Source organism: Pantoea ananatis LMG 2665, assembly GCF_000710035.2.
Classification (GTDB): Bacteria; Pseudomonadota; Gammaproteobacteria; order Enterobacterales; family Enterobacteriaceae; genus Pantoea; species Pantoea ananatis.
Window position 1 is genome coordinate 335,721 of sequence record NZ_JMJJ01000004.1, and the last position, 22,393, is coordinate 358,113.

Genomic DNA, 22,393 nt, shown 5'->3' on the forward strand with positions numbered 1-22,393 from the left:
AACGCGGTCCCGACCACGTTTACAAAGGTTCCCTTACGGGCCGGGCGCGCGCTGCGCACAGTGCTCGTATCGCTGAACTCACTACGGCAAACCGCGAAAGCGGCAACAAATGAAACCTCAAAAAAGCATAACATTGCTTAAGGGATCACAATGCAGAACAGCGCGATGAAGCCCTGGCTGGACTCCTCCTGGCTGGCCGGCGCGAATCAGTCTTACATAGAGCAACTCTATGAGGATTTCCTGACCGATCCTGACTCTGTGGATGCAGTGTGGCGCTCGATGTTCCAACAGTTACCAGGCACGGGAGTGAAACCTGAGCAGTTCCACTCCGCAACTCGCGAATATTTCCGTCGCCTGGCGAAAGACGCATCTCGTTACACCTCCTCAGTTACCGATCCGGCAACCAACTCCAAACAAGTGAAAGTGCTGCAGCTGATCAACGCGTTTCGTTTCCGCGGACATCAGGAAGCAAATCTCGATCCGCTTGGCCTGTGGAAACAGGACCGCGTTGCCGATCTCGATCCTGCCTTTCACGATCTGACCGACGCCGATTTTCAGGAAAGCTTTAACGTAGGTTCTTTTGCCATTGGCAAAGAAACCATGAAGCTGGCCGATCTGTTCGACGCGCTGAAGCAGACCTACTGTGGCTCGATTGGTGCAGAGTATATGCACATCAATAACACCGAAGAGAAACGCTGGATCCAGCAGCGTATCGAATCCGGTGCGAGCCAGACGTCATTCAGTGGCGAAGAGAAAAAAGGTTTCCTGAAAGAGCTGACCGCGGCAGAAGGGCTGGAAAAATATCTGGGCGCGAAATTCCCGGGTGCAAAACGCTTCTCGCTGGAAGGCGGTGATGCGCTGGTGCCGATGCTGCGCGAGATGATTCGTCATGCGGGCAAAAGCGGCACACGTGAAGTGGTACTGGGGATGGCGCACCGTGGCCGTCTTAACGTACTGATTAACGTACTGGGTAAAAAGCCACAGGATCTGTTCGACGAATTCTCCGGTAAACACAAAGAGCATCTGGGCACAGGTGATGTGAAGTATCACATGGGCTTCTCTTCGGATATCGAAACTGAAGGTGGTCTGGTGCATCTGGCGCTGGCGTTTAACCCGTCTCACCTGGAAATTGTCAGCCCGGTGGTCATGGGATCGGTACGTGCACGTCTCGATCGTCTGGCCGAACCGGTCAGCAATAAAGTGCTGCCTATCACCATTCACGGTGATGCGGCGGTGATTGGTCAGGGCGTGGTTCAGGAAACCCTGAACATGTCTCAGGCGCGCGGCTACGAAGTGGGCGGCACGGTACGTATCGTCATTAACAACCAGGTTGGTTTTACCACCTCCAACCCGAAAGATGCGCGTTCAACCCCGTACTGTACTGACATCGGCAAGATGGTGCTGGCACCGATTTTCCACGTCAATGCTGACGATCCGGAAGCGGTAGCCTTTGTTACCCGCCTGGCGCTGGACTATCGCAATACCTTCAAACGCGATGTGTTTATCGATCTGGTGTGCTATCGCCGTCATGGTCACAACGAGGCGGATGAGCCAAGTGCTACCCAGCCGTTGATGTACCAGAAAATCAAAAAGCATCCGACGCCGCGTAAAATTTACGCCGATCGTCTGGAAGGCGAAGGTGTCGCGTCGCAGGAAGATGCCACCGAGATGGTGAACCTTTACCGCGATGCGCTCGATGCGGGCGAATGCGTGGTGCCGGAATGGCGTCCGATGAGCCTGCACTCCTTCACGTGGTCGCCTTATCTGAACCACGAATGGGATGAGCCTTATCCGGCACAGGTTGACATGAAACGCCTGAAGGAACTGGCATTGCGTATCAGCCAGGTCCCTGAGCAGATTGAAGTGCAGTCGCGCGTGGCCAAGATCTATAACGATCGCAAGCTGATGGCCGAAGGCGAGAAAGCGTTCGACTGGGGCGGTGCCGAGAATCTGGCGTACGCCACGCTGGTGGATGAAGGTATTCCGGTTCGCCTCTCGGGTGAAGACTCCGGTCGTGGAACCTTCTTCCATCGCCACGCGGTCGTGCACAACCAGGCTAACGGTTCAACCTATACGCCGCTGCACCATATTCATAACAGCCAGGGCGAGTTCAAAGTCTGGGATTCGGTGCTGTCTGAAGAAGCCGTGCTGGCGTTTGAATACGGTTACGCCACGGCTGAGCCGCGCGTGCTGACCATCTGGGAAGCGCAGTTTGGTGACTTTGCCAACGGTGCTCAGGTGGTGATTGACCAGTTCATCAGCTCTGGCGAACAGAAGTGGGGCCGTATGTGTGGCCTGGTGATGTTGCTGCCGCATGGCTACGAAGGTCAGGGTCCGGAACACTCCTCTGCCCGTCTGGAACGCTATCTGCAACTTTGCGCCGAGCAGAACATGCAGGTTTGCGTCCCGTCGACGCCGGCTCAGGTGTATCACATGCTGCGCCGTCAGGCGCTGCGCGGGATGCGCCGTCCGCTGGTGGTGATGTCGCCGAAGTCGCTGTTGCGCCATCCGCTGGCGATCTCGTCGCTGGATGAACTGGCAAACGGCAGTTTTCAGCCGGCCATTGGTGAGATCGACGATCTGGATCCGCAGGGCGTGAAACGCGTCGTGCTGTGCTCCGGTAAGGTTTACTACGATCTGCTGGAACAGCGTCGTAAAGACGAGAAAACCGATGTTGCCATCGTGCGCATCGAACAGCTTTACCCGTTCCCGCATCAGGCGGTACAGGAAGCATTGAAAGCCTATTCTCACGTACAGGACTTTGTCTGGTGCCAGGAAGAGCCTCTGAACCAGGGCGCCTGGTACTGTAGCCAGCATCATTTCCGTGATGTCGTGCCGTTTGGTGCCACCCTGCGTTATGCAGGTCGCCCGGCATCGGCTTCTCCGGCCGTGGGTTATATGTCCGTACACCAACAACAGCAGCAAGACCTGGTTAATGACGCACTGAACGTCAATTAATTAAAAGGAAAGATAATGAGTAGCGTAGATATTCTCGTTCCCGACCTGCCTGAATCGGTTGCAGATGCCACAGTAGCAACCTGGCACAAGAAACCAGGCGATGCAGTCAGCCGCGATGAAGTCATCGTCGAAATTGAAACTGACAAAGTCGTGCTGGAAGTGCCGGCATCTGCCGATGGCGTGCTGGAAGCCGTGCTGGAAGACGAAGGGGCAACCGTTACGTCCCGCCAGATCCTGGGGCGCCTGAAAGAAGGCAACAGTGCGGGTAAAGAAAGCAGTGCCAAAGCGGAAAGCAATGACACCACGCCAGCCCAGCGTCAGACAGCGTCGCTTGAAGAAGAGAGCAGCGATGCGCTCAGCCCGGCGATCCGTCGCCTGATTGCGGAGCATAATCTTGACGCTGCGCAGATCAAAGGCACCGGCGTGGGCGGACGTTTAACGCGTGAAGACGTTGAAAAACATCTGGCGAACAAACCGCAGGCTGAGAAAGCCGCCGCGCCAGCGGCGGGTGCAGCAACGGCTCAGCAGCCTGTTGCCAACCGCAGCGAAAAACGTGTTCCGATGACCCGTCTACGTAAGCGCGTCGCGGAGCGTCTGCTGGAAGCCAAGAACAGCACCGCCATGTTGACGACCTTCAACGAAATCAACATGAAGCCGATTATGGATCTGCGTAAGCAGTACGGCGATGCGTTCGAGAAGCGTCATGGTGTGCGTCTGGGCTTTATGTCTTTCTACATCAAGGCCGTGGTCGAAGCGCTGAAGCGTTATCCAGAAGTCAACGCCTCTATCGATGGCGAAGACGTGGTGTACCACAACTATTTCGATGTGAGTATTGCCGTCTCTACGCCACGCGGACTGGTGACGCCTGTCCTGCGTGACGTTGATGCGCTGAGCATGGCTGACATCGAGAAGAAAATTAAAGAACTGGCAGTGAAAGGCCGTGACGGCAAGCTGACGGTTGACGATCTGACGGGCGGTAACTTTACCATCACCAACGGTGGTGTGTTCGGTTCGCTGATGTCTACGCCAATCATCAACCCGCCACAGAGCGCGATTCTGGGCATGCACGCCATTAAAGATCGTCCTATGGCGGTCAATGGTCAGGTTGTGATCCTGCCAATGATGTACCTGGCTCTCTCCTACGATCACCGTTTAATCGATGGTCGTGAATCTGTCGGCTATCTGGTCGCGGTGAAAGAGATGCTGGAAGATCCGGCGCGTCTGCTGCTGGATGTCTGATTCATCACTGGGCACGCGTTGCGTGCCCAATCTCAATACTCTTTTCAGATCTGAATGGATAGAACATCATGAACTTACACGAATACCAGGCTAAACAGCTGTTTGCACGGTATGGCATGCCAGCACCGACCGGCTACGCCTGTACTACACCACGTGAAGCAGAAGAAGCGGCATCGAAAATCGGTGCAGGCCCGTGGGTAGTTAAATGTCAGGTTCATGCCGGTGGCCGCGGTAAAGCGGGCGGTGTGAAAGTGGTTAACAGCAAAGAAGACATCCGTGCTTTCGCTGAAAACTGGCTGGGCAAACGTCTGGTGACCTACCAAACTGACGCCAATGGTCAGCCGGTAAACCAGATTCTGGTTGAAGCGGCAACCGATATCGATCAGGAGCTGTACCTGGGTGCCGTGGTTGACCGTGCAACCCGTCGCGTCATCTTTATGGCATCGACCGAAGGCGGCGTGGAAATCGAGAAAGTGGCAGAAGAAACGCCACACCTGATCCACAAAATGGCGCTTGATCCACTGGCCGGTCCACAGCCTTATCAGGGCCGTGAGTTAGCCTTTAAACTGGGCCTGACCGGTAAGCAAGTCAGCCAGTTCACCAAAATTTTCATGGGTCTGGCCACCATGTTCCTGGAGCGCGATCTGGCGATGGTTGAGATCAACCCGCTGGTGATCACCAAGCAGGGCGACCTGATCTGTCTGGATGGCAAACTGGGTGCCGATGGCAATGCCCTGTTCCGTCAGCCAGAGCTGCGTGAAATGCGCGATCCAAGCCAGGAAGATCCTCGTGAAGCGCACGCGACACAGTGGGAACTGAACTATGTTGCGCTGGAAGGCAACATCGGTTGTATGGTTAACGGCGCAGGCCTCGCGATGGGTACGATGGACATCGTTAAGCACCACGGTGGCCAGCCAGCGAACTTCCTGGATGTCGGCGGCGGCGCGACCAAAGAGCGCGTAACCGAAGCCTTTAAAATCATCCTGTCTGACGACGCGGTGAAAGCGGTATTCGTTAACATCTTCGGCGGCATCGTGCGTTGCGACCTGATCGCAGACGGCATCATCGGTGCAGTAGCAGAAGTCGGTGTTAACGTACCGGTCGTGGTACGTCTGGAAGGTAACAACGCTGAACTGGGCGCTAAGAAACTGGCGGACAGTGGTCTGAACATCATTGCAGCAACCAGTCTGACAGACGCGGCACAGCGTGTTGTTGCTGCTGCGGAGGGTAAATAATGTCCATTTTGATCGACAAAAACACCAAAGTCATTTGCCAGGGATTCACCGGCGGACAGGGAACTTTCCACTCTGAGCAGGCGCTGGCATATGGCACGCAGCTGGTTGGCGGCGTAACACCGGGCAAAGGCGGCACGACCCATCTGGGCCTGCCGGTGTTCAACACCGTGCGTGAAGCCGTTGAAGCCACAGGCGCGACCGCAACCGTCATCTATGTGCCAGCTCCGTTCTGCAAAGACGGTATCCTGGAAGCTATCGATGCAGGTATCAAGCTGATCATCACCATCACCGAAGGCATTCCAACGCTGGATATGCTGACCGTGAAGATGAAGCTGGATGAAGCAGGCGTGCGCATGATCGGGCCAAACTGCCCGGGTGTAATCACCCCTGGCGAATGTAAGATCGGCATCATGCCGGGCCATATTCACCAGCCTGGCCGTGTCGGTATCGTCTCGCGTTCCGGTACCCTGACCTATGAAGCCGTTAAGCAAACCACCGATATCGGTTACGGTCAGTCTACCTGTGTCGGCATCGGCGGCGACCCGATCCCGGGTTCAAACTTCATCGACATCCTGAAAATGTTCCAGGACGATCCGCAGACTGAAGCGATCGTCATGATCGGTGAAATCGGTGGTAGTGCGGAAGAAGAAGCTGCTGCGTTCATCAAAGAGCACGTGACCAAGCCGGTTGTCGGCTACATTGCGGGCGTAACGGCACCGAAGGGCAAACGTATGGGCCACGCTGGCGCCATCATTGCCGGTGGTAAAGGAACGGCAGACGAGAAGTTTGCTGCGCTGGAAGCCGCAGGTGTGAAAACCGTACGCAGCCTGGCTGACATCGGCGATGCCGTGAAAGCGGTTCTGCCAGCCAAATAAGCGGTCTGAGCGGAATGCATTAAGCCACCTTCGGGTGGCTTTTTTTTATCGCTTAAACCTGAGCACGCCCTTTTGCCGCATAACTGATTGGCGTCGCGCCTTAAATAACATAAAATAATCTTAAGTATTTCCGTGGTGTTTGCTATGCTTTATCTGACCTGGCTTTTGGGGCGCAAAAAGAATGGGCGTTATTAAACACGCTATAAAGTTAAATATTTATATAAAATTAAATTGTCCCGTGACACATTTTTAACAAAGCTTTCGTTTAAACATATTTCCCACATTATTTCCTTATTCCAAATCAATTTCCCGCCATATATAACAAACTTTACTGCTAGCAAAGGGCGCGGTTAAGCGCTTAAATTGCGCTGCATCAATCCAGCCTTTTAAAAAAATAATCAAACGTTTATTCAAATACGGGAAAGCATCAATTTTTAAATTATGCCCCGTTAAACGTCTGAACCACGCGGCTGCATTGGTGTTTCACAGGTTACCGCTAACGGTTACGCCCTCATCCCAGGCCGCACACAGAACTGTCCTGTCGATGACAAAACTGGAATCAATAATCAGTCGTTCCTGACTCTTATTCAGTCTGTACGGATACAGAGTTAAGGTGAGGAGCAAGGAGTCATTATGCTAGATATTGTCGAGCTGTCGCGTTTACAGTTTGCCTTAACAGCCATGTACCATTTCCTTTTCGTACCTTTAACGCTCGGTATGGCGTTTTTGCTGGCGATAATGGAAACGGTCTATGTGCTGAGCGGCAAACAAGTTTATAAGGATATGACAAAATTCTGGGGCAAGTTATTTGGTATTAACTTTGCGCTGGGCGTGGCGACCGGACTGACCATGGAGTTTCAGTTCGGCACCAACTGGTCTTACTATTCTCATTATGTCGGCGATATTTTTGGCGCGCCGTTAGCTATTGAAGGATTAATGGCTTTCTTTCTTGAGTCCACCTTTGTTGGCCTGTTCTTTTTCGGCTGGGATCGGCTGGGCAAAGTTCAGCACCTGGCCGTGACCTGGCTGGTGGCGCTGGGATCCAATATGTCGGCGCTGTGGATTCTGGTGGCAAACGGCTGGATGCAAAACCCAATTGCCTCTGAGTTTAACTTTGAAACCATGCGCATGGAGATGCTGAGCTTCTCTGAGCTGGTCTTAAATCCGGTCGCCCAGGTGAAATTTGTTCACACCGTCGCGGCAGGGTACACCACCGGTGCCATGTTTATTTTGGGTATCAGCGCCTGGTATTTACTGAAAGGCCGCGACACGGCGTTTGCCAAACGCTCTTTTGCTATCGCGGCAAGTTTCGGTATGGCAGCTGTATTGTCAGTCATCGTGTTGGGCGACGAGTCCGGTTACGAAATGGGCGATGTGCAGAAAACCAAGCTGGCGGCCATTGAAGCCGAATGGGAAACCCAGCCTGCTCCGGCTGCCTTTACGCTGTTCGGTCTACCCGATCAGGCATCACAAGAGAACCACTACGCCATTCAAATTCCTTATCTGCTGGGACTCATCGCCACCCGTTCTACGGATACGCCGGTAACGGGCCTGAAAGAGCTTATGACCCAACATGAAGTTCGCATTCGTAACGGGATGAAAGCCTACGCACTGTTAAATGAACTGCGCAGCGGGAATACCGATCCGGCCGTGCGTGATGCCTTTAATCACAGCAAAAAAGATCTGGGTTATGGTCTGTTGTTGAAGCGCTATACGCCAAACGTCTCAGATGCCAGCGAGGCGCAAATCAAGCAGGCAACACAGGATTCCATTCCACGCGTGGCGCCGCTGTATTTTGCCTTCCGCATCATGGTGCTCTGCGGCGTGCTGTTACTCGGCGTTATCACTCTGTCCTTCTGGAGCGTCATTCGTAATCGTATCGGCAAACATCGCTGGTTACTCAAGGCCGCGCTGTATGGCATTCCGCTGCCGTGGATTGCGGTTGAAGCAGGCTGGTTTGTGGCGGAGTACGGCCGTCAACCCTGGGCGATAGGCGAAGTGCTGCCTACGGCCGTGGCGAATTCCTCGCTCACCGTTGGGGATATCCTGTTCTCCATGGGGCTGATCTGCGGTCTGTATACCCTGTTCCTGGTCGCCGAGATGTACCTGATGTTTAAATTTGCCCGGTTGGGTCCAAGTAGCCTGAAAACGGGTCGTTATCACCATGAGCAGATGGCGAAAACCGTTCAGCCGGCACGTGGATAAGGAGAACCGCCATGTTTGATTACGAAGTTCTGCGCTTTGTCTGGTGGCTGCTGATCGGCATTTTGCTGGTGGGCTTTGCCGTCACTGATGGCTTTGATATGGGCGTGGGCATGCTGACGCGCCTGCTGGGACGCACCGATACCGAGCGTCGGGTAATGATTAACACCATTGCGCCGCACTGGGACGGTAACCAGGTCTGGTTAATTACTGCGGGTGGTGCGCTGTTTGCCGCCTGGCCGATGGTTTATGCGGCAGCGTTTTCAGGATTTTATGTGGCAATGATTCTGGTGCTGGCGTCGCTGTTCTTTCGTCCGGTGGGCTTTGATTACCGCTCTAAGATTGAAGACAAGCGCTGGCGCGGCGCCTGGGACTGGGGCATTTTTATCGGCAGCTTCGTCCCTCCTTTGGTGATTGGCGTGGCCTTTGGCAACCTGCTCCAGGGTGTGCCGTTTCATGCTGATGAGTATATGCGCCTGTATTACACCGGTAACTTCTTCCAGTTACTTAATCCCTTTGGCCTGCTGGCAGGGGTGGTGAGCGTCGCCATGATACTGGCGCAGGGCGCAACCTACCTGCAGATGCGCACGAACGGCGAATTGTACCTGCGCGCACGCGCCACGACCCAGATTTCCACGCTGGTGATGATGGTGTGCTTCGCACTGGCGGGCGTGTGGGTGAAGTACGGCATTGACGGTTATGTGGTGACCAGTACGCTTGATCACTATGCGGCCTCGAATCCGCTGGGTAAAACCGTGGTGCGCGAAGCCGGTGCCTGGATGGTGAATTTCCAGCAGCATCCCGTGCTGTGGTTATTCCCACTGCTGGGCGTTGTGCTGCCTCTGCTGACGGTGCTGTGCTCACGTATGCACAAAAGCGCATGGGCGTTTGTGTTCTCTTCACTGACGCTTGCCTGCGTCATTATGACGGCCGGTATTGCCATGTTTCCGTTTATTATGCCTTCCAGCACGGTACCGGGCACCAGTCTGACCATGTGGGATGCAACCTCCAGTCTGCTGACGCTGAAAACCATGACCTTTGCCGCGATTATTTTTGTGCCCATCATCCTGCTTTACACCAGCTGGTGTTACTGGAAGATGTTTGGCCGTATCACCAAAGAGCATGTTGAGAGCAACAGCAACTCACTGTACTGATAAGGAGTCAACACATGTGGTATTTTGCCTGGATTCTTGGCACCTTGCTGGCCTGCGCCTTTGGTATCATCACGGCGCTGGCCATAGAGCATATCGAAGACAGCGCCGCATCGGATCGACAATCCTGATGAGCGGATGGCTACAGACGACCTGTCGTCTGATGGATAAGGGCCCGTTCCGGGCCCTTTCACTGGTGCTGGCACTCTGGCTGGCGGGATGTCTGCTGTGGAATCCCGCACGTTATGCCAGCGGTGCTGGCGGCATTCTGCTGTGGCAGGGCGTGTTGCTCATCTGGGCGGTATGCACCGGCGTGATTTACGGTGTTGGGTTTCGTCCGCGACGATTACGCTGGCGTGCTCTGTTTACCCCTTTACCCGCATTAGTGATACTCTTGTGGGGCGTAAGCCGGTTTTATCTCTGACAGCCCGTCAGCATTTTACGCTGAAGCGTGAGTTTACTTCAGCGTCTGGTCAAGAAACCTCCACTAAAGCCTTCCGGTTGTAACCAACTGATAATTATTTTCTCCTGGCCCTGGCAGCCCATTCCCAACCCCAATTGTCTTGCGTATAGTAGCAACGTTTAAAACGAGGCCGGGATGTAGAGTGAGTACAACGCTGTTTCGCTGGCCGGTTCGGGTCTACTATGAAGATACCGATGCCGGTGGTGTGGTTTATCACGCCAGCTATATCGCTTTTTATGAACGAGCACGTACCGAAATGTTGCGTCAGCATCATTTCAATCAGCAGACGCTGTTAGAACAGCAGATTGCTTTTGTGGTGCGGCGCATGACGGTGGACTATCTTTCGGCGGCGCGTCTTGACGATCTTCTGGAAATTCAGAGTGAAGTGACATCAATGACCCGGGCGACGATGACATTTACCCAGCGTATCGTGAATGCAGAAGGCAAAGTGCTCAATGAGGCAGAAGTCCTGATTGCCTGCATCAACCCACACCTAATGAAGCCGATTGCGCTTCCCAAGTCTATTGTCGCGGAGTTCAAGCAGTGACTGACATGAACGTTCTTGATTTGTTCCTGAAGGCGAGCCTTCTGGTCAAACTTATCATGTTGATTTTGATCGGCTTTTCGATTGCTTCATGGGCAATCATTATCCAGCGCACGCGTATTCTGAATGCGGCGGGAAGGGAAGCTGATGCCTTTGAAGACAAATTCTGGTCCGGCGTTGAGCTTTCTCGCCTGTATCAGGAAAGTCAGGCGCGTCGCGAAGAGCTGGCAGGCTCGGAGCAAATCTTTTACGCCGGCTTCAAAGAGTTCGCACGTCTGCATCGGGTCAACAACCATGCGCCTGAGGCGGCAGTGGAAGGGGCGAGCAGGGCGATGCGCATTTCCATGAATCGTGAGCTGGAAGCGTTGGAAAATCACATTCCCTTCCTTGGCACCGTAGGGTCCATCAGCCCGTATATTGGTCTGTTTGGTACGGTGTGGGGGATTATGCATGCCTTTATTGCCCTGGGCGCCGTAAAGCAGGCCACGCTACAGATGGTTGCGCCGGGTATCGCAGAAGCGTTGATCGCGACCGCTATCGGTTTATTCGCGGCAATTCCTGCGGTAATGGCTTATAACCGACTGAACCAGCGCGTCAATAAACTGGAACAGGGCTATGACAACTTCATGGAAGAGTTCACGGCTATCCTGCATCGTCAGGCTTTTTCCAGCGACAGCGCTAAGTAAACAGAGGTAAATGATGGCCCGAGTGCGTGGTCGCGGTCGCCGCGAGCTAAAGTCGGAAATCAACATTGTTCCACTGCTGGACGTCTTGCTGGTGCTGTTGCTGATTTTTATGGCGACGGCCCCGATCATTACCCAAAGCGTGGAAGTGGATTTGCCGGATGCGACGGATTCGAAGACGGTTTCCAGTGATGATAATCCGCCTGTAATTGTAGAAGTGTCCGGTGTGGGCCAATACAGCATGGTGGTGGATCACGATCGTTTATCGCAGCTACCCCCTGAACAGGTGATTAGCGAAGCGCAACGTCGTCTGGAAGCCAATCCGAAAACTGTCTTTCTGATCGGCGGTGCCAAAGAGGTCCCTTATGATGAAATCATTAAGGCGCTGAACCTGCTGCATCAGGCTGGAGTTAAATCTGTCGGTTTGATGACGCAGCCGATTTAAAGTCGAACCGTTTTTGGGAACCGAGTGTGTCGAAGGCAACCGAGCAAAACGAAAAATTAAAGCGCGCGATAATCATTTCGGTGATTCTGCATATCGTGCTGATTGCGCTGCTGATATGGAGCTCATTTAATGAGCACATTGAAGCCAGCGGCGGCGGCGGCGGGAGCGATATCGAGGCAGTTATGGTCGATCCCGGTGCGGTGGTTGAGCAATATAATCGTCAGCAGAATCAGCAAAGCGACAGTCAGCGTGCCGAGCAGCAGCGCCAGAAACAGTCACAACAGCAGGCCGAAGAGCTCCAGCAGAAGCAGGCGGCTGAACAACAGCGGCTGAAAGAGCTGGAAAAAGAACGCCTGCAGGCCCAGGAAGACGCGAAGCAGCAGGCGAAAGCCCAGGCTGAACAGCAGAAAGCAGCCGAAGCGGCGGCGAAACAGGCTGAATCTCAGCAGAAAGCGGCCGAGGCGGCCGCCGCGAAAGCCAAAGCGGATGCTAAAGCGGAAGCCGATGCCCAGGCCAAAGCCGCCGCTGACGCGAAAATAAAGGCTCAGGAAGACGCGAAGCAGGCTGCGGCCGAGGCGAAGAAGCAGGCTGAGCAACAGGCGAAAGCCGCCGCGGCCGAAGCAAAGAAACAGGCTGAACAACAGGCGAAAGCCGAGGCTGCCGAGGCTGCGAAACAGGCCAAGGCTGAAGCCGCGAAGCAGGCTAAAGCGGAAGCCGCTAAAGAAGCCAAAGCGGCAGAAGCGAAAGCCGCCGCCGAAGCTAAAGCCGCGGCCGCGCAGGAAGCTAAAGAGAAAGCTGCGGCTGAAGCCAAAGAGAAAGCCGCAAAAGAAAAAGCCGAAGCCGCAGCAAAAGCCAAGGCCGATGCTGCCGCAAAAGCCAAAGCAGACGCGAAGGCAAAAGCGGAAGCAAAAGCGAAAGCGGCGGCTGAGGCAGCGAACGACAGCGACGTCGACGATCTGCTGGGCGGCTTAGCGTCCGGTAAGAATGCACCGAAAAGCGGCGCCTCTGGCGGTGCTGCAGGGCAGGGCAACCAGAAGAAAGCGGGTGCCTCTGGCGCAGATGTGAACGCGTACCTTGGCCAGATTACCAGTGCTATCCAGAGCCGTTTTTACGATGCGGACCTGTATAGCGGCAAAAGCTGTGACTTACGTATTAAACTTGCTCCTGACGGTATGCTGATTGATGTGAAATCAGAAGGGGGCGATCCGGCGCTCTGTCAGGCTGCCATCGCGGCAGCGAAGCAGGCACGTATTCCGAAACCGCCTTCACAAGCGGTGTACGAAGTGTTTAAAAACGCGCCGATGCGTTTCAGACCGCAATAATGCAGTAACCGGCGGCAGGTTGATCTATGGTTAGCTTGCCGTACTCTAGTTGTACTCGTGGTTTTCAGGAACAGTGCCAATTATCGCGGACTCAGGTTCAGATAAGGGAGATAAAATGAAGCAAGCTCTTCGCGTAACGTTAGGCTTTTTTATCCTGTTGTGGGCAGCAGTGCTGCACGCAGAGGTTCGCATTGAAATCACCCAGGGCGTCAACAGCGCGCGTCCCATTGGTGTGGTTCCGTTCAAGTGGGCAGGCCCTGGCGCGGCACCGGAAGATATCGGTGGCATCGTCGCGGCTGACCTGCGTAACAGCGGTAAGTTTAATCCGCTCGATCGTTCTCGCCTGCCACAGCAGCCGACCAGCGCGCAGGAAGTTCAGCCTGCTGCATGGAGTGCACTGGGCATTGATGCTGTCGTCGTAGGACAGATTCAGCCTAACGCCGACGGCAGCTATCAGGTATCTTACCAGCTGGTCGATACGGCAGGTGCTCCGGGTACCGTGCTGGCGCAGAACTCTTACAAAATCACGAAACAGTGGCTGCGTTACGCGGCGCATACCGTGAGTGATGAAGCGTTCCAGAAACTGACGGGCATCAAAGGGGCATTCCGTACTCGTATCGCCTATGTGGTGCAGACCAACGGCGGTCAGTTCCCTTACGAACTGCGCGTGGCGGACTACGACGGCTATAACCAGTTCGTCGTGCATCGTTCACCACAGCCACTGATGTCACCGGCCTGGTCGCCAGACGGCAGCAAAGTGGCCTACGTGACCTTTGAAAGCGGCAAGTCGGCGCTGGTTATTCAGACGCTCTCGAACGGCGCGGTGCGTCAGGTGGCTTCATTCCCACGTCATAACGGTGCTCCGGCGTTCTCGCCTGACGGCACCAAACTGGCGTTCGCCTTATCGAAAACCGGTAGCCTGAATCTGTACGTAATGGACCTGGCTTCTGGTCAGATTCGTCAGATCACCGACGGCCGTTATAACAGTACTGAACCGACCTGGTTCCCGGACAGCCAGACGCTGGCTTACACCTCTGACCAGGCTGGCGCACCACAAATTTATAAGATTGGTATCAATGGTGGTTCACCACAGCGTATTACCTGGGAAGGGGCTCAGAACCAGGATGCTGATGTGGCCAGCGATGGTAAATCAATGGTGATGATTAGCACCAGTGGCGGTGCTCAACACGTCGCCAAACAGGATCTGGTAACGGGAGCCGTTCAAACGTTAACGGACACGTTCCTGGATGAAACGCCGAGCCTGGCACCAAACGGCACTATGGTGATCTACAGCTCTACTCAGGGCATGGGTTCCGTGTTGCAGTTGGTCTCGACTGACGGTCGTTTCAAAGCGCGTCTTCCGGCAACTGATGGACAGGTCAAATTTCCTGCCTGGTCGCCGTACCTGTAATGTTTGAGCTTTCTGACATTACAAAAAAATAAACAATAATGGGAATTTTCAAATGCAACTGAACAAAGTACTGAAGGGTTTAATGCTGGCTCTGCCAATCATGGCAGTTGCGGCGTGTAGCTCACACAAAAATAACAACAATGACCAGTCTGGCGCAGGTGCTGATGGCGCTTACGGTGCTAACTCTGGCATGAACGGCAACGGTAACATGTCTTCTGATGAGCAGGCGCGTCTGCAGATGCAACAGCTGCAACAGAACAACATCGTTTACTTCGGTCTGGACAAATATGACGTTCAGTCTGACTACGCTCAGATGCTGGATCAGCACGCTAACTTCCTGCGTAGCAATCCATCATACAAAGTGACCATCGAAGGTCATGCGGATGAGCGCGGTACGCCAGAATACAACATCGCCCTGGGCGAGCGTCGTGCTAACGCCGTTAAGATGTATCTGCAAGGTAAAGGCGTGTCAGCTGACCAGATGTCTATCGTTTCTTACGGTAAAGAGAAGCCGGCCGTTCTGGGCCACGACGAAGCGGCTTACGCTAAAAACCGTCGTGCCGTACTGGTATACTAAGAGAATCATATGGTTAGTAACTTCAGACATCACCTGTTGAGTCTGTCGTTACTGATTGGCGTAGCGGCCCCCTGGGCCGCTAATGCCCAAGCGTCAATCAGTAGCGTTGGCTCCGGCTCGGTCGAAGACCGCGTCACCAGTCTAGAAAGAATCTCAAACGCCCAGGCACAGCTGATGCAGCAACTGCAGCAGCAGATGAGTGATAACCAGCGGGATATCGACTCGTTGCGTGGGGAAATCCAGCAAAATACCTATCAGCTGAACCAGGTTGTTGAGCGCCAGAAGCAGATCTATCAGCAGATCGACAGTCTGAGCAGCAATAACAGCAACGCCAGCCAGCCAGCCGCAGGTGCCGGTGATGGCACCGGTGCGGGCGCGGCAGCAGCCTCTGGCACGGATTCCGGTGCCGCTGCAGCCGGCGGCAGTGCGCCGGTACAGAGTGGCGATGCCAACAGCGATTACAATGCTGCTGTCGCGCTCATTCTGGAGAAAAAACAGTATGACCAGGCGATCGCTGCGCTACAGGCGTGGGTGAAACGCTATCCGGATTCGACGTATCAGCCGAATGCCAATTACTGGCTGGGGCAGCTGTTTTATAACAAAGGCAAGAAAGACGACGCCGCGTATTATTACGCCACGGTGGTGAAGCAGTATCCAAAATCCCCCAAGGCTGCTGAAGCGTTGTTAAAGGTTGGCGTGATCATGCAGGAGAAAAACGACACGGCGAAAGCCAAAGCCGTTTATCAACAGGTGATCAAACTTTATCCTGATACCGAATCTGCTAAGCAGGCGCAAAAACGGTTGTCTGGTATGTAATTTGTGCAGGTTTGACCGGATATCGAGTGATTTCTGGTCTTGCCGCATGAAAGGTAGGCAATTGAACCCTTTAACAGAAAATAAGGGTTGCGCTACCTCGGTAAATCAGTAATATATGCCGCCGTTGCCGGGACACATTGCAGATGTGTCTGGCAAGCCTGAAGATGGGTCGTTAGCTCAGTTGGTAGAGCAGTTGACTTTTAATCAATTGGTCGCAGGTTCGAATCCTGCACGACCCACCATCTCCCGCAGGACGTTGTTCCCCAAGAGAACCTTCAGTATTGCTTCACAACCTTAAGATGGGTCGTTAGCTCAGTTGGTAGAGCAGTTGACTTTTAATCAATTGGTCGCAGGTTCGAATCCTGCACGACCCACCATCTTAACCTCAGGCATTATTGGTGAATGTGTTTGAGCGGTTGTCAGCCCCGAGCGGGTCGTTAGCTCAGTTGGTAGAGCAGTTGACTTTTAATCAATTGGTCGCAGGTTCGAATCCTGCACGACCCACCAATTCAGAAAAGAGCGCCCTCCGGGCGCTCTTTTCGTTTGTCGCGCCGCGTAGTTAAACGTGTGGGATGAGAACCTGCAGCAGGTTCGACTGAATCGCAGAGCGATTCAGGCTGATGCGTCAGCATTACCCGGAGGGCGAGGCCCGCCGGGCCGAGGCAATCCTGCACGACCCACCAATGTTGAAAGGCGCCCTAAAGGCGCCTTTTTGCTGTGCGTAAAACGTGCGGGATGAGAACCTGCCGCAGGTTCGACTGAATCGCGCAGCGATTCAGGCTGATGCGTCAGCATCACCCGGAGGGCGAGGCCTGCCGGCCGAGGCAATCCTGCACGACCCACCAATTCAGAAAAGAGCGCCCAGTGGGCGCTCTTTTCGTTTGTCGCGCCGCGTAGTTAAACGTGCGGGATGAGAACCTGCAGCAGGTTCGACTGAATCGCGCAGCGATTCAGGCTGATGCGTCAGCATTACCCGGAGGGCGAGGCCCGCCCGCTGAGGCAATCCTGCACGACCCACCCATTCAGAAAAGCACGCCCACCGGGCATTTCGTCAGGCGTGCAGTGCGGTTAAACGTGCGATAAGCGCCCGCCACAGGCCGACTGAATCATCCGCCTCCTTGCTAGCCATCTGCCATAAAAAAAGCGCCCTGTGGGCGCTTGTGTGGCGTGAGACGTCAGCAGGATTAGCGTGCGGCGGTCTGGCCCGGTTCGAGATTGAACTGTTTCAGCAGCGTTTCGAGCCGCAGCGCCTGATCTTCCAGGGCATTGGCGGACAGGGCAGAGGCGGAGACCAGCGAGGCGTTTTGCTGCGTGGTGCTGTCCAGCTCCGATACCGCCCGGGCGATCTGCTCAATACCGCGGCTTTGCTCGTCAGAAGCTGAAGAGATCTCACCCACAATATGATTGACGCGGGAAATGGCATTCACCACCTGTCCCATTCTCTCGCCCGCACGCGCAACGCGGTTATTGCCTTCGGCAATCTGACCAACGGACGCACTGATGAGCTGCTCAATGTCTTTCGCCGCCTGAGCGCTGCGCTGAGACAGATTACGCACTTCGCTGGCGACCACCGCAAATCCGCGCCCCTGTTCGCCCGCCCGTGCCGCTTCAACCGCCGCATTCAGTGCCAGGATATTGGTCTGAAACGCGATGCTGTTAATGACGGCAGTGATCTCGGCAATTTTTTTGGAACTGGCAGAGATGTCGCCCATGGTTTGCACCACTTCACTCACCGCAGCACCGCCTTGCTCAGCCTGCAAAGAGGCTTCCGCCGCTATCTGGCTGGCATGGCGAGCGTTATCCGCGTTGTGCTTCACCGTCACGGTGAGCTGCTCCATGCTGGCAGCAGTCTGCACGACAGCCGCTGCCTGTTGCTCAGTCCGTGAGGAAAGGTTGTGGTTGTCGCTGTTAATACTGCTCGCCGCCTGGGAGACGGTGAAGACGCTGTCGCGGACTTCCTGAATCATCGTCCGCAGGCGGTGATTCATTGCGCCCATTGCACCGGCCAGCTTGCTAAGCTCATCACGGCCGCCCGGTTTGATATCGGCACTTAAATCCCCGCTGGCGATGCGCTCGGCCAGCAGCAGGTTGTTTCGGACAGGGGCGGTGATCTGACGGCTGATCAGCCAGGCGATGAGAATACCCAGCAGAACCGCAATGCTCACCGTCAGCAGCGTCAGATTAATTGAACCGTGGGTCAGGTTGCTGTTTTCCACTTTCATCTGCTGCAGAAGCATTTTAATGATGGCACTGCTTTTATCACCGTCCGTTTTAACGGCGCTTTCCGCAACGCTGAGTTCGCGGAAGCCTGCCGCGTAATGCTCACTGAGTTGTTTCACGTCAAGCGTTGCGCTCCACAGTGCGTTCAACTGCGTCTGTGCCTCCGGGGGCAACTGCGGTAATAAGGCGGAGAGGCTGGACTGAATCGTCCTGGCTTGCTGTTCAAGCTGCACCTGAAGCGTAGCGGCATTAACCGGGTCGTAGCGCAGTAACTGAAGCTGATCGCGTAGCTGGCTGATGGCGAGAAGCTGCTGGAACAGTACGCTGGCATCGGTCATCTGCGTTTTAATTAACGCTTCGTACAGGGTTGACTGGCTTTGCATGTTGCGCTGATCGAGCTGTTTACCCGTGGCGGCCAACGTCTGGACTGCCTGGGTCATGGTGGTGATGCTGCTTTGAAAGTGACTGAGTTGACTGGCGATAGCCTGAAGTTCAGCCTGCTGTTCAGGCTGCCATGTGAACTGCTGAGCATCCTGAGTGAGCTGAGAGGCGTGGGCAATGTAATCTGCCATCACTTTGCCGGCTTTTTCATCCCCATACAGCAGTTTGAGCCGGTTGACTTTGGCCTGAAAGACATCAATGTTGATATCGTAAATCAGGGTGCTTTGTTCATAAACATCACGAATATTTTTAAAGCGTAATACGCTGATACTGCCCGAGCCCACCACTAACAACAAAACGAGTCCAAATCCTAAACTGAGTTTGTGCGCAATTTTTGTATTTTCTAACCGCAACCCCATGACTTCTGCCTCCTGCCCATGTCAACGATGTTAAGCCAAATTGGTTATCGGTTGCACAGGGCAGGAGTTTAGTAAGAACGCGGTTATTTTTTTGATAATGCTGAAATTATGAGTGCGCCGCGTAAGGCTTACAGGCTTTTCCAGATATGCATCACGGCATAGCTGCGCCACGGGCGCCACTGCTGCGAACGAACTTCTGCGGCCTTAGGCGTCAGGCCTCCCAGCTTATTGCGTATAGCAATATCCTCTTTGGGAAAAGCATCAGGCCAGCGCAGTGCGCGCATGGCGATGTAATGTGCGGTCCAGGGGCCAATGCCCGGCAGCGCGACCAGCCGCGTCATGATCTCATCAGGCGTGAGCGTAGCGTTAAAACGCAGGCTGCCCTCAACACAGGCACCTGCAAACGCCAGAATCGCTCTGGCTCGCGCGCTGACAATCCCAAGGCTGGCGATCTCATCGACCGTCGCCTGTGCGATGCGCTGTGGCTGGACAGTATAGCGGGACAGGTCCGGGAATGGCGTCGAGCAGGGCTCACCAAACGCCTGGGCAAAACGGCTGCTGAGGGTGGTCGCCGCTTTCACGGTGACCTGCTGACCCAGAATGGCTCGGACGCCCATTTCAACGCTGTCAAACGCGCCAGGCACGCGCAGGCCGGGAGCGTCATGAAGGCTTTGTGCCAGCAGAGGATCCTGCTGCAGGTGAGCCGCAATTCGCTGCGGCTGCGCGTTCAGGTCGAACAGATCGCGCAGGCGGCGCAGGAGTGCAGGTAATACCGGCGTCAGGGAAAGCGTGAACTCAACGCGGAGCGCATGCCTGGCCGGGAGCGGTGAAACGCTGACCCAGCCGCGATACTGACCCAGCGCCACGGTTCTGCGGTAGGTTTGGCCCTCAACGGCTTCAATCTCTTTCATCAACCGCAACTGCAGAAAATCCAGCATCGCCTGCCAGTCATAGGGCGGGCGATAGCTGAGCTGCAGTTGCATGGTATCGCCTGGCTGCTGTGTGGCTTGCGGCGCGGTTTTTCGCAAGGCGCCGGGTGTCATGCGATAGCGGGCCTGGAACACGTCATTAAAGCGCCGTAAACTGCCGAAGCCGCTGGCGTAGGCAACATCGGTAACCGGGAGCGTGGTTTCAGTCAGTAACTGCTTGGCCAGCAACATGCGGCGTGTCTGTTTCAGCTCCAGTGGGGTGACGCCTAACTCCTGCTGCACAATCCGCCGCAGCTGACGGGCACTCATGCCAAACTCGGTGGCGATGTCGTCCAGCCCTGCGTGCTCTTCCAGCAACCCCTCTTCAATGCGCTGCACCAGACGGTCAGCGACTCTGTGGGCATTGTCGACGGGCGCATTACCAGGTGCCAGTTCAGGACGACAGCGCAGGCAGGGGCGAAAACGTGCTTTCTCCGCGGCCTCAGCACTGCTAAAGAACACGCAGTTTTTTTGCATCGGCGGCTTAACCGGACATATCGGACGACAATAAATGCCGGTTGAGGTCACGCCAACAAAAAACACGCCGTCAAAACGCGTATCCCGCGACGTTAACGCCTGGTAAGCCGTATCTGGATCAAACATGGTTGCTCTCCGGCAAATAGCGACAGCGTAGCGCTGGCGGATGAGATTGACTGGCTGTTTTCGGACAGCACATCAGTTTATTGTAATGACCGCAGCCAGTTTGACGCTAAAAAAGTGCGATAATGCCCGACAGAATGATGATGGGAGGAACAGCATGTATTACTGCAAACCTGTGACAACCCCGGTCGGCGAACTCACGCTTATCGCCAGCGATCGCGGTCTGGCGGCCATTTTATGGCAGGACGAAGTGCGCAGACATCCCCGCTTATCGCCGGTAGAACGCGACGATAACCATCCGGTGCTGCGCGAAACCGAAACCCAGCTGGGCGAGTATTTCGCGGGGACGCGCCAGCGTTTTACCTTACCGCTGGATTTCGCCGGAACCGACTTTCAGATAAAAGTGTGGCAGGCACTGCTCACCATTCCCTTTGGCGAAACGCGCAGTTATCGACAAATTGCCGAGGCGATTGGTCATCCTGCCGCGGTGCGCGCGGTGGGCGCGGCGAATGGCCGAAACCCGCTGTCGATTGTGGCGCCCTGTCATCGGGTGATTGGGACGAATGGCAAACTGACCGGCTTTGCGGGCGGGCTGGCGGTCAAAGCCTTTTTACTCAAGCTGGAAGCGCCCCAGCAGGGGCTTGTCGGCCTCTCTTCATCGTAGCGAACAAATAAAACACGACACTCTGCCGCTTTTCCGCTATCGTGTTTAGCATATAAAACACGATGGCGATATTTACGTCCTGTTGAGCCATAAATGGCGATTTTCGTTAATTTTACAGAACGAGAGCGGTGTCATGAGCGCAATCTTTGATCCAGAAAATGCTGTTTACCCTTTTCCCCCGAAGCCTGCCCGGCTGAACGACGAGCAAAAAACCTTTTATCGGGAAAAAATTAAAGCGCTGCTTAAGGCTCGCAATGCCGTGATGGTGGCGCATTACTACACCGATCCTGAGATTCAGGCCCTGGCAGAAGAAACCGGTGGCTGCGTCTCTGACTCGCTTGAAATGGCGCGCTTCGGCAGCCAGCATGCGGCCGGTACGCTGCTGGTGGCCGGCGTCCGGTTTATGGGGGAAACGGCCAAAATCCTCAGCCCGGAAAAAACCGTCCTGATGCCCACGCTTGAAGCCGAATGCTCGCTGGATCTGGGCTGTCCGATTGAGGAATTTAACGCCTTTTGCGATGCCCATCCCGATCGTACAGTCGTGGTTTACGCGAATACCTCGGCGGCGGTGAAAGCGCGCGCCGACTGGGTGGTCACCTCCAGTATCGCGGTGGAATTAATCGAGCATCTGGATAGCCTGGGTGAGAAGATTATCTGGGCACCCGATCGGCATCTGGGGCGCTACGTCAGTCAAAAAAGCGGGGCCGATGTGTTGTGCTGGCAGGGCGCCTGCATCGTCCATGATGAGTTCAAAACCCAGGCACTGCAGCGGATGAAGGCGCTTTATCCGGATGCGGCGGTGCTGGTTCATCCCGAATCGCCCCAGGCGATTGTGGATCTGGCCGATGCGGTAGGCTCGACCAGCCAGCTGATTCAGGCTGCCAAAAGCCTGCCGCATCCGCAGATGATCGTGGCGACCGATCGCGGCATCTTTTACAAGATGCAGCAGGCGGTGCCCGACAAAATATTGCTGGAAGCGCCGACGGCAGGCGAAGGTGCGACCTGCCGAAGCTGTGCGCACTGCCCCTGGATGGCCATGAACGGACTGCAAGCCATTGCCGAGGCGCTGGAGTCAGGTGGGCAGGCACATGAAATTCACGTGGACGCGGCGCTGCGTGAAGCCGCACTGGTACCGCTGAACCGTATGCTATCCTTTGCTGCAAATCTCAAACATAACGTGAAAGGAAACGCGTAACGCGCGTCTTTGACAGGTGGCTGAT

The 22,393-nt window shown here is 55.0% G+C and carries 19 protein-coding genes, 3 tRNA genes and 3 other RNA genes; 23 read left to right on the forward strand and 2 right to left on the reverse strand.

The genetic code is table 11. The features are described 5' to 3' along the window. Positions 1–150 precede the first annotated feature (150 nt). From sucA to EL29_RS03510, 21 genes are all read left to right on the forward strand, one after another. Positions 151–2,958 carry a 2-oxoglutarate dehydrogenase E1 component gene (gene sucA, locus EL29_RS03410; protein ID WP_013025063.1) on the forward strand — a complete coding sequence of 936 codons (2,808 nt, stop codon included), beginning with the start codon at positions 151–153 and terminating at the stop codon, positions 2,956–2,958. Positions 2,959–2,973: 15 nt separating this feature from the next. Beyond that, a complete protein-coding gene (gene odhB / locus EL29_RS03415) occupies positions 2,974–4,197 on the forward strand; it encodes a 2-oxoglutarate dehydrogenase complex dihydrolipoyllysine-residue succinyltransferase (protein ID WP_013025064.1) in 1,224 nt (407 codons plus the stop codon). Positions 4,198–4,265: 68 nt separating this feature from the next. Further along, complete coding sequence (gene sucC, locus EL29_RS03420; RefSeq protein WP_013025065.1) at positions 4,266–5,432, forward strand: ADP-forming succinate--CoA ligase subunit beta; 1,167 nt, start codon at positions 4,266–4,268, stop codon at positions 5,430–5,432. Beyond that, positions 5,432–6,307, forward strand: coding sequence for a succinate--CoA ligase subunit alpha (sucD, locus tag EL29_RS03425; RefSeq protein WP_013025067.1), 876 nt, complete (start codon positions 5,432–5,434; stop codon positions 6,305–6,307). The genes sucC and sucD overlap by 1 nt, the downstream gene beginning before the upstream one ends. 633 nt (positions 6,308–6,940) lie before the next feature. Further along, positions 6,941–8,512, forward strand: coding sequence for a cytochrome ubiquinol oxidase subunit I (gene cydA, locus EL29_RS03430; RefSeq protein ID WP_014593195.1), 1,572 nt, complete (start codon positions 6,941–6,943; stop codon positions 8,510–8,512). An 11-nt stretch (positions 8,513–8,523) separates the two neighbouring features. After that, positions 8,524–9,663 carry a cytochrome d ubiquinol oxidase subunit II gene (gene cydB / locus EL29_RS03435; protein ID WP_013025069.1) on the forward strand — a complete coding sequence of 380 codons (1,140 nt, stop codon included), beginning with the start codon at positions 8,524–8,526 and terminating at the stop codon, positions 9,661–9,663. A gap of 14 nt (positions 9,664–9,677) precedes the next feature. Continuing rightward, positions 9,678–9,791, forward strand: coding sequence for a cytochrome bd-I oxidase subunit CydX (gene cydX, locus EL29_RS03440; RefSeq protein ID WP_013025070.1), 114 nt, complete (start codon positions 9,678–9,680; stop codon positions 9,789–9,791). Continuing rightward, positions 9,791–10,084, forward strand: coding sequence for a cyd operon protein YbgE (ybgE, locus tag EL29_RS03445; RefSeq protein WP_014606292.1), 294 nt, complete (start codon positions 9,791–9,793; stop codon positions 10,082–10,084). Before cydX ends, ybgE begins: the two co-directional genes overlap by 1 nt. A 181-nt stretch (positions 10,085–10,265) precedes the next feature. Continuing rightward, positions 10,266–10,670, forward strand: coding sequence for a tol-pal system-associated acyl-CoA thioesterase (gene ybgC / locus EL29_RS03450; protein ID WP_013025071.1), 405 nt, complete (start codon positions 10,266–10,268; stop codon positions 10,668–10,670). Then, positions 10,667–11,353 carry a Tol-Pal system protein TolQ gene (gene tolQ / locus EL29_RS03455; RefSeq protein ID WP_013025072.1) on the forward strand — a complete coding sequence of 229 codons (687 nt, stop codon included), beginning with the start codon at positions 10,667–10,669 and terminating at the stop codon, positions 11,351–11,353. The genes ybgC and tolQ overlap by 4 nt, the downstream gene beginning before the upstream one ends. A gap of 13 nt (positions 11,354–11,366) precedes the next feature. Continuing rightward, positions 11,367–11,795, forward strand: a complete 429-nt coding sequence (gene tolR / locus EL29_RS03460) for a colicin uptake protein TolR (RefSeq protein WP_014606291.1) — start codon at positions 11,367–11,369, stop codon at positions 11,793–11,795. A gap of 26 nt (positions 11,796–11,821) precedes the next feature. Continuing rightward, complete coding sequence (gene tolA, locus EL29_RS03465; RefSeq protein ID WP_013025074.1) at positions 11,822–13,117, forward strand: cell envelope integrity protein TolA; 1,296 nt, start codon at positions 11,822–11,824, stop codon at positions 13,115–13,117. Positions 13,118–13,232: 115 nt separating this feature from the next. Further along, positions 13,233–14,528 (forward strand): Tol-Pal system beta propeller repeat protein TolB, encoded by a 1,296-nt coding sequence (gene tolB, locus EL29_RS03470; RefSeq protein WP_014593198.1) that lies wholly within the window; start codon positions 13,233–13,235, stop codon positions 14,526–14,528. 52 nt (positions 14,529–14,580) lie between these two features. Continuing rightward, the gene (gene pal / locus EL29_RS03475) at positions 14,581–15,105 is read left to right on the forward strand and encodes a peptidoglycan-associated lipoprotein Pal (RefSeq protein ID WP_014593199.1); all 525 of its coding nucleotides are present in this window, start codon (positions 14,581–14,583) and stop codon (positions 15,103–15,105) included. Positions 15,106–15,114: 9 nt separating this feature from the next. After that, entirely contained in the window at positions 15,115–15,921 is an 807-nt protein-coding gene (gene cpoB, locus EL29_RS03480) for a cell division protein CpoB (protein WP_028714944.1), read from the forward strand. 166 nt (positions 15,922–16,087) lie between these two features. Next, positions 16,088–16,163, forward strand: a tRNA-Lys gene (locus EL29_RS03485). A 59-nt stretch (positions 16,164–16,222) separates the two neighbouring features. Beyond that, positions 16,223–16,298, forward strand: a tRNA-Lys gene (locus EL29_RS03490). 54 nt (positions 16,299–16,352) lie between these two features. Further along, positions 16,353–16,428 (forward strand) — tRNA-Lys (locus EL29_RS03495). Between the two features lie 44 nt (positions 16,429–16,472). After that, positions 16,473–16,604, forward strand: a non-coding RNA gene (locus EL29_RS03500) — RtT sRNA. A 31-nt stretch (positions 16,605–16,635) separates the two neighbouring features. Continuing rightward, a non-coding RNA gene (locus EL29_RS03505) (RtT sRNA) lies at positions 16,636–16,766 on the forward strand. Positions 16,767–16,810: 44 nt separating this feature from the next. After that, positions 16,811–16,941, forward strand: a non-coding RNA gene (locus tag EL29_RS03510) — RtT sRNA. 164 nt (positions 16,942–17,105) lie between these two features. On the opposite strand, the gene EL29_RS03515 is transcribed toward EL29_RS03510, so the two are convergent. Both EL29_RS03515 and EL29_RS03520 read right to left on the reverse strand, forming a co-directional pair. Next, positions 17,106–18,941: a methyl-accepting chemotaxis protein gene (locus EL29_RS03515; RefSeq protein WP_028714945.1), complete on the reverse strand. Its 1,836-nt coding sequence runs from the start codon at positions 18,939–18,941 to the stop codon at positions 17,106–17,108. 128 nt (positions 18,942–19,069) lie between these two features. Next, positions 19,070–20,512, reverse strand: coding sequence for an AlkA N-terminal domain-containing protein (locus EL29_RS03520; RefSeq protein ID WP_015700733.1), 1,443 nt, complete (start codon positions 20,510–20,512; stop codon positions 19,070–19,072). 154 nt (positions 20,513–20,666) lie between these two features. On the opposite strand from EL29_RS03520, the gene EL29_RS03525 reads away from it, so the two are divergent. Further along, positions 20,667–21,173, forward strand: coding sequence for a methylated-DNA--[protein]-cysteine S-methyltransferase (locus EL29_RS03525; RefSeq protein ID WP_028714946.1), 507 nt, complete (start codon positions 20,667–20,669; stop codon positions 21,171–21,173). A 133-nt stretch (positions 21,174–21,306) separates the two neighbouring features. Beyond that, entirely contained in the window at positions 21,307–22,368 is a 1,062-nt protein-coding gene (nadA, locus tag EL29_RS03530) for a quinolinate synthase NadA (RefSeq protein WP_014593204.1), read from the forward strand. Positions 22,369–22,393 lie beyond the last annotated feature (25 nt).

Bases quoted from the DNA above. Each gene is read 5' to 3' on its own strand.
- ybgE (WP_014606292.1), top strand. From the start codon at position 9,791: ATGAGCGGATGGCTACAGACGACCTGTCGTCTGATGGATAAGGGCCCG.
- cydX (WP_013025070.1), top strand. From the start codon at position 9,678: ATGTGGTATTTTGCCTGGATTCTTGGCACCTTGCTGGCCTGCGCCTTT.
- odhB (WP_013025064.1), top strand. From the start codon at position 2,974: ATGAGTAGCGTAGATATTCTCGTTCCCGACCTGCCTGAATCGGTTGCA.
- nadA (WP_014593204.1), top strand. From the start codon at position 21,307: ATGAGCGCAATCTTTGATCCAGAAAATGCTGTTTACCCTTTTCCCCCG.
- sucA (WP_013025063.1), top strand. From the start codon at position 151: ATGCAGAACAGCGCGATGAAGCCCTGGCTGGACTCCTCCTGGCTGGCC.
- EL29_RS03520 (WP_015700733.1), bottom strand. From the start codon at position 20,512: ATGTTTGATCCAGATACGGCTTACCAGGCGTTAACGTCGCGGGATACG.
- tolR (WP_014606291.1), top strand. From the start codon at position 11,367: ATGGCCCGAGTGCGTGGTCGCGGTCGCCGCGAGCTAAAGTCGGAAATC.
- tolB (WP_014593198.1), top strand. From the start codon at position 13,233: ATGAAGCAAGCTCTTCGCGTAACGTTAGGCTTTTTTATCCTGTTGTGG.
- EL29_RS03525 (WP_028714946.1), top strand. From the start codon at position 20,667: ATGTATTACTGCAAACCTGTGACAACCCCGGTCGGCGAACTCACGCTT.
- cydA (WP_014593195.1), top strand. From the start codon at position 6,941: ATGCTAGATATTGTCGAGCTGTCGCGTTTACAGTTTGCCTTAACAGCC.
- EL29_RS03515 (WP_028714945.1), bottom strand. From the start codon at position 18,941: ATGGGGTTGCGGTTAGAAAATACAAAAATTGCGCACAAACTCAGTTTA.
- pal (WP_014593199.1), top strand. From the start codon at position 14,581: ATGCAACTGAACAAAGTACTGAAGGGTTTAATGCTGGCTCTGCCAATC.
- cydB (WP_013025069.1), top strand. From the start codon at position 8,524: ATGTTTGATTACGAAGTTCTGCGCTTTGTCTGGTGGCTGCTGATCGGC.
- cpoB (WP_028714944.1), top strand. From the start codon at position 15,115: ATGGTTAGTAACTTCAGACATCACCTGTTGAGTCTGTCGTTACTGATT.
- sucD (WP_013025067.1), top strand. From the start codon at position 5,432: ATGTCCATTTTGATCGACAAAAACACCAAAGTCATTTGCCAGGGATTC.
- sucC (WP_013025065.1), top strand. From the start codon at position 4,266: ATGAACTTACACGAATACCAGGCTAAACAGCTGTTTGCACGGTATGGC.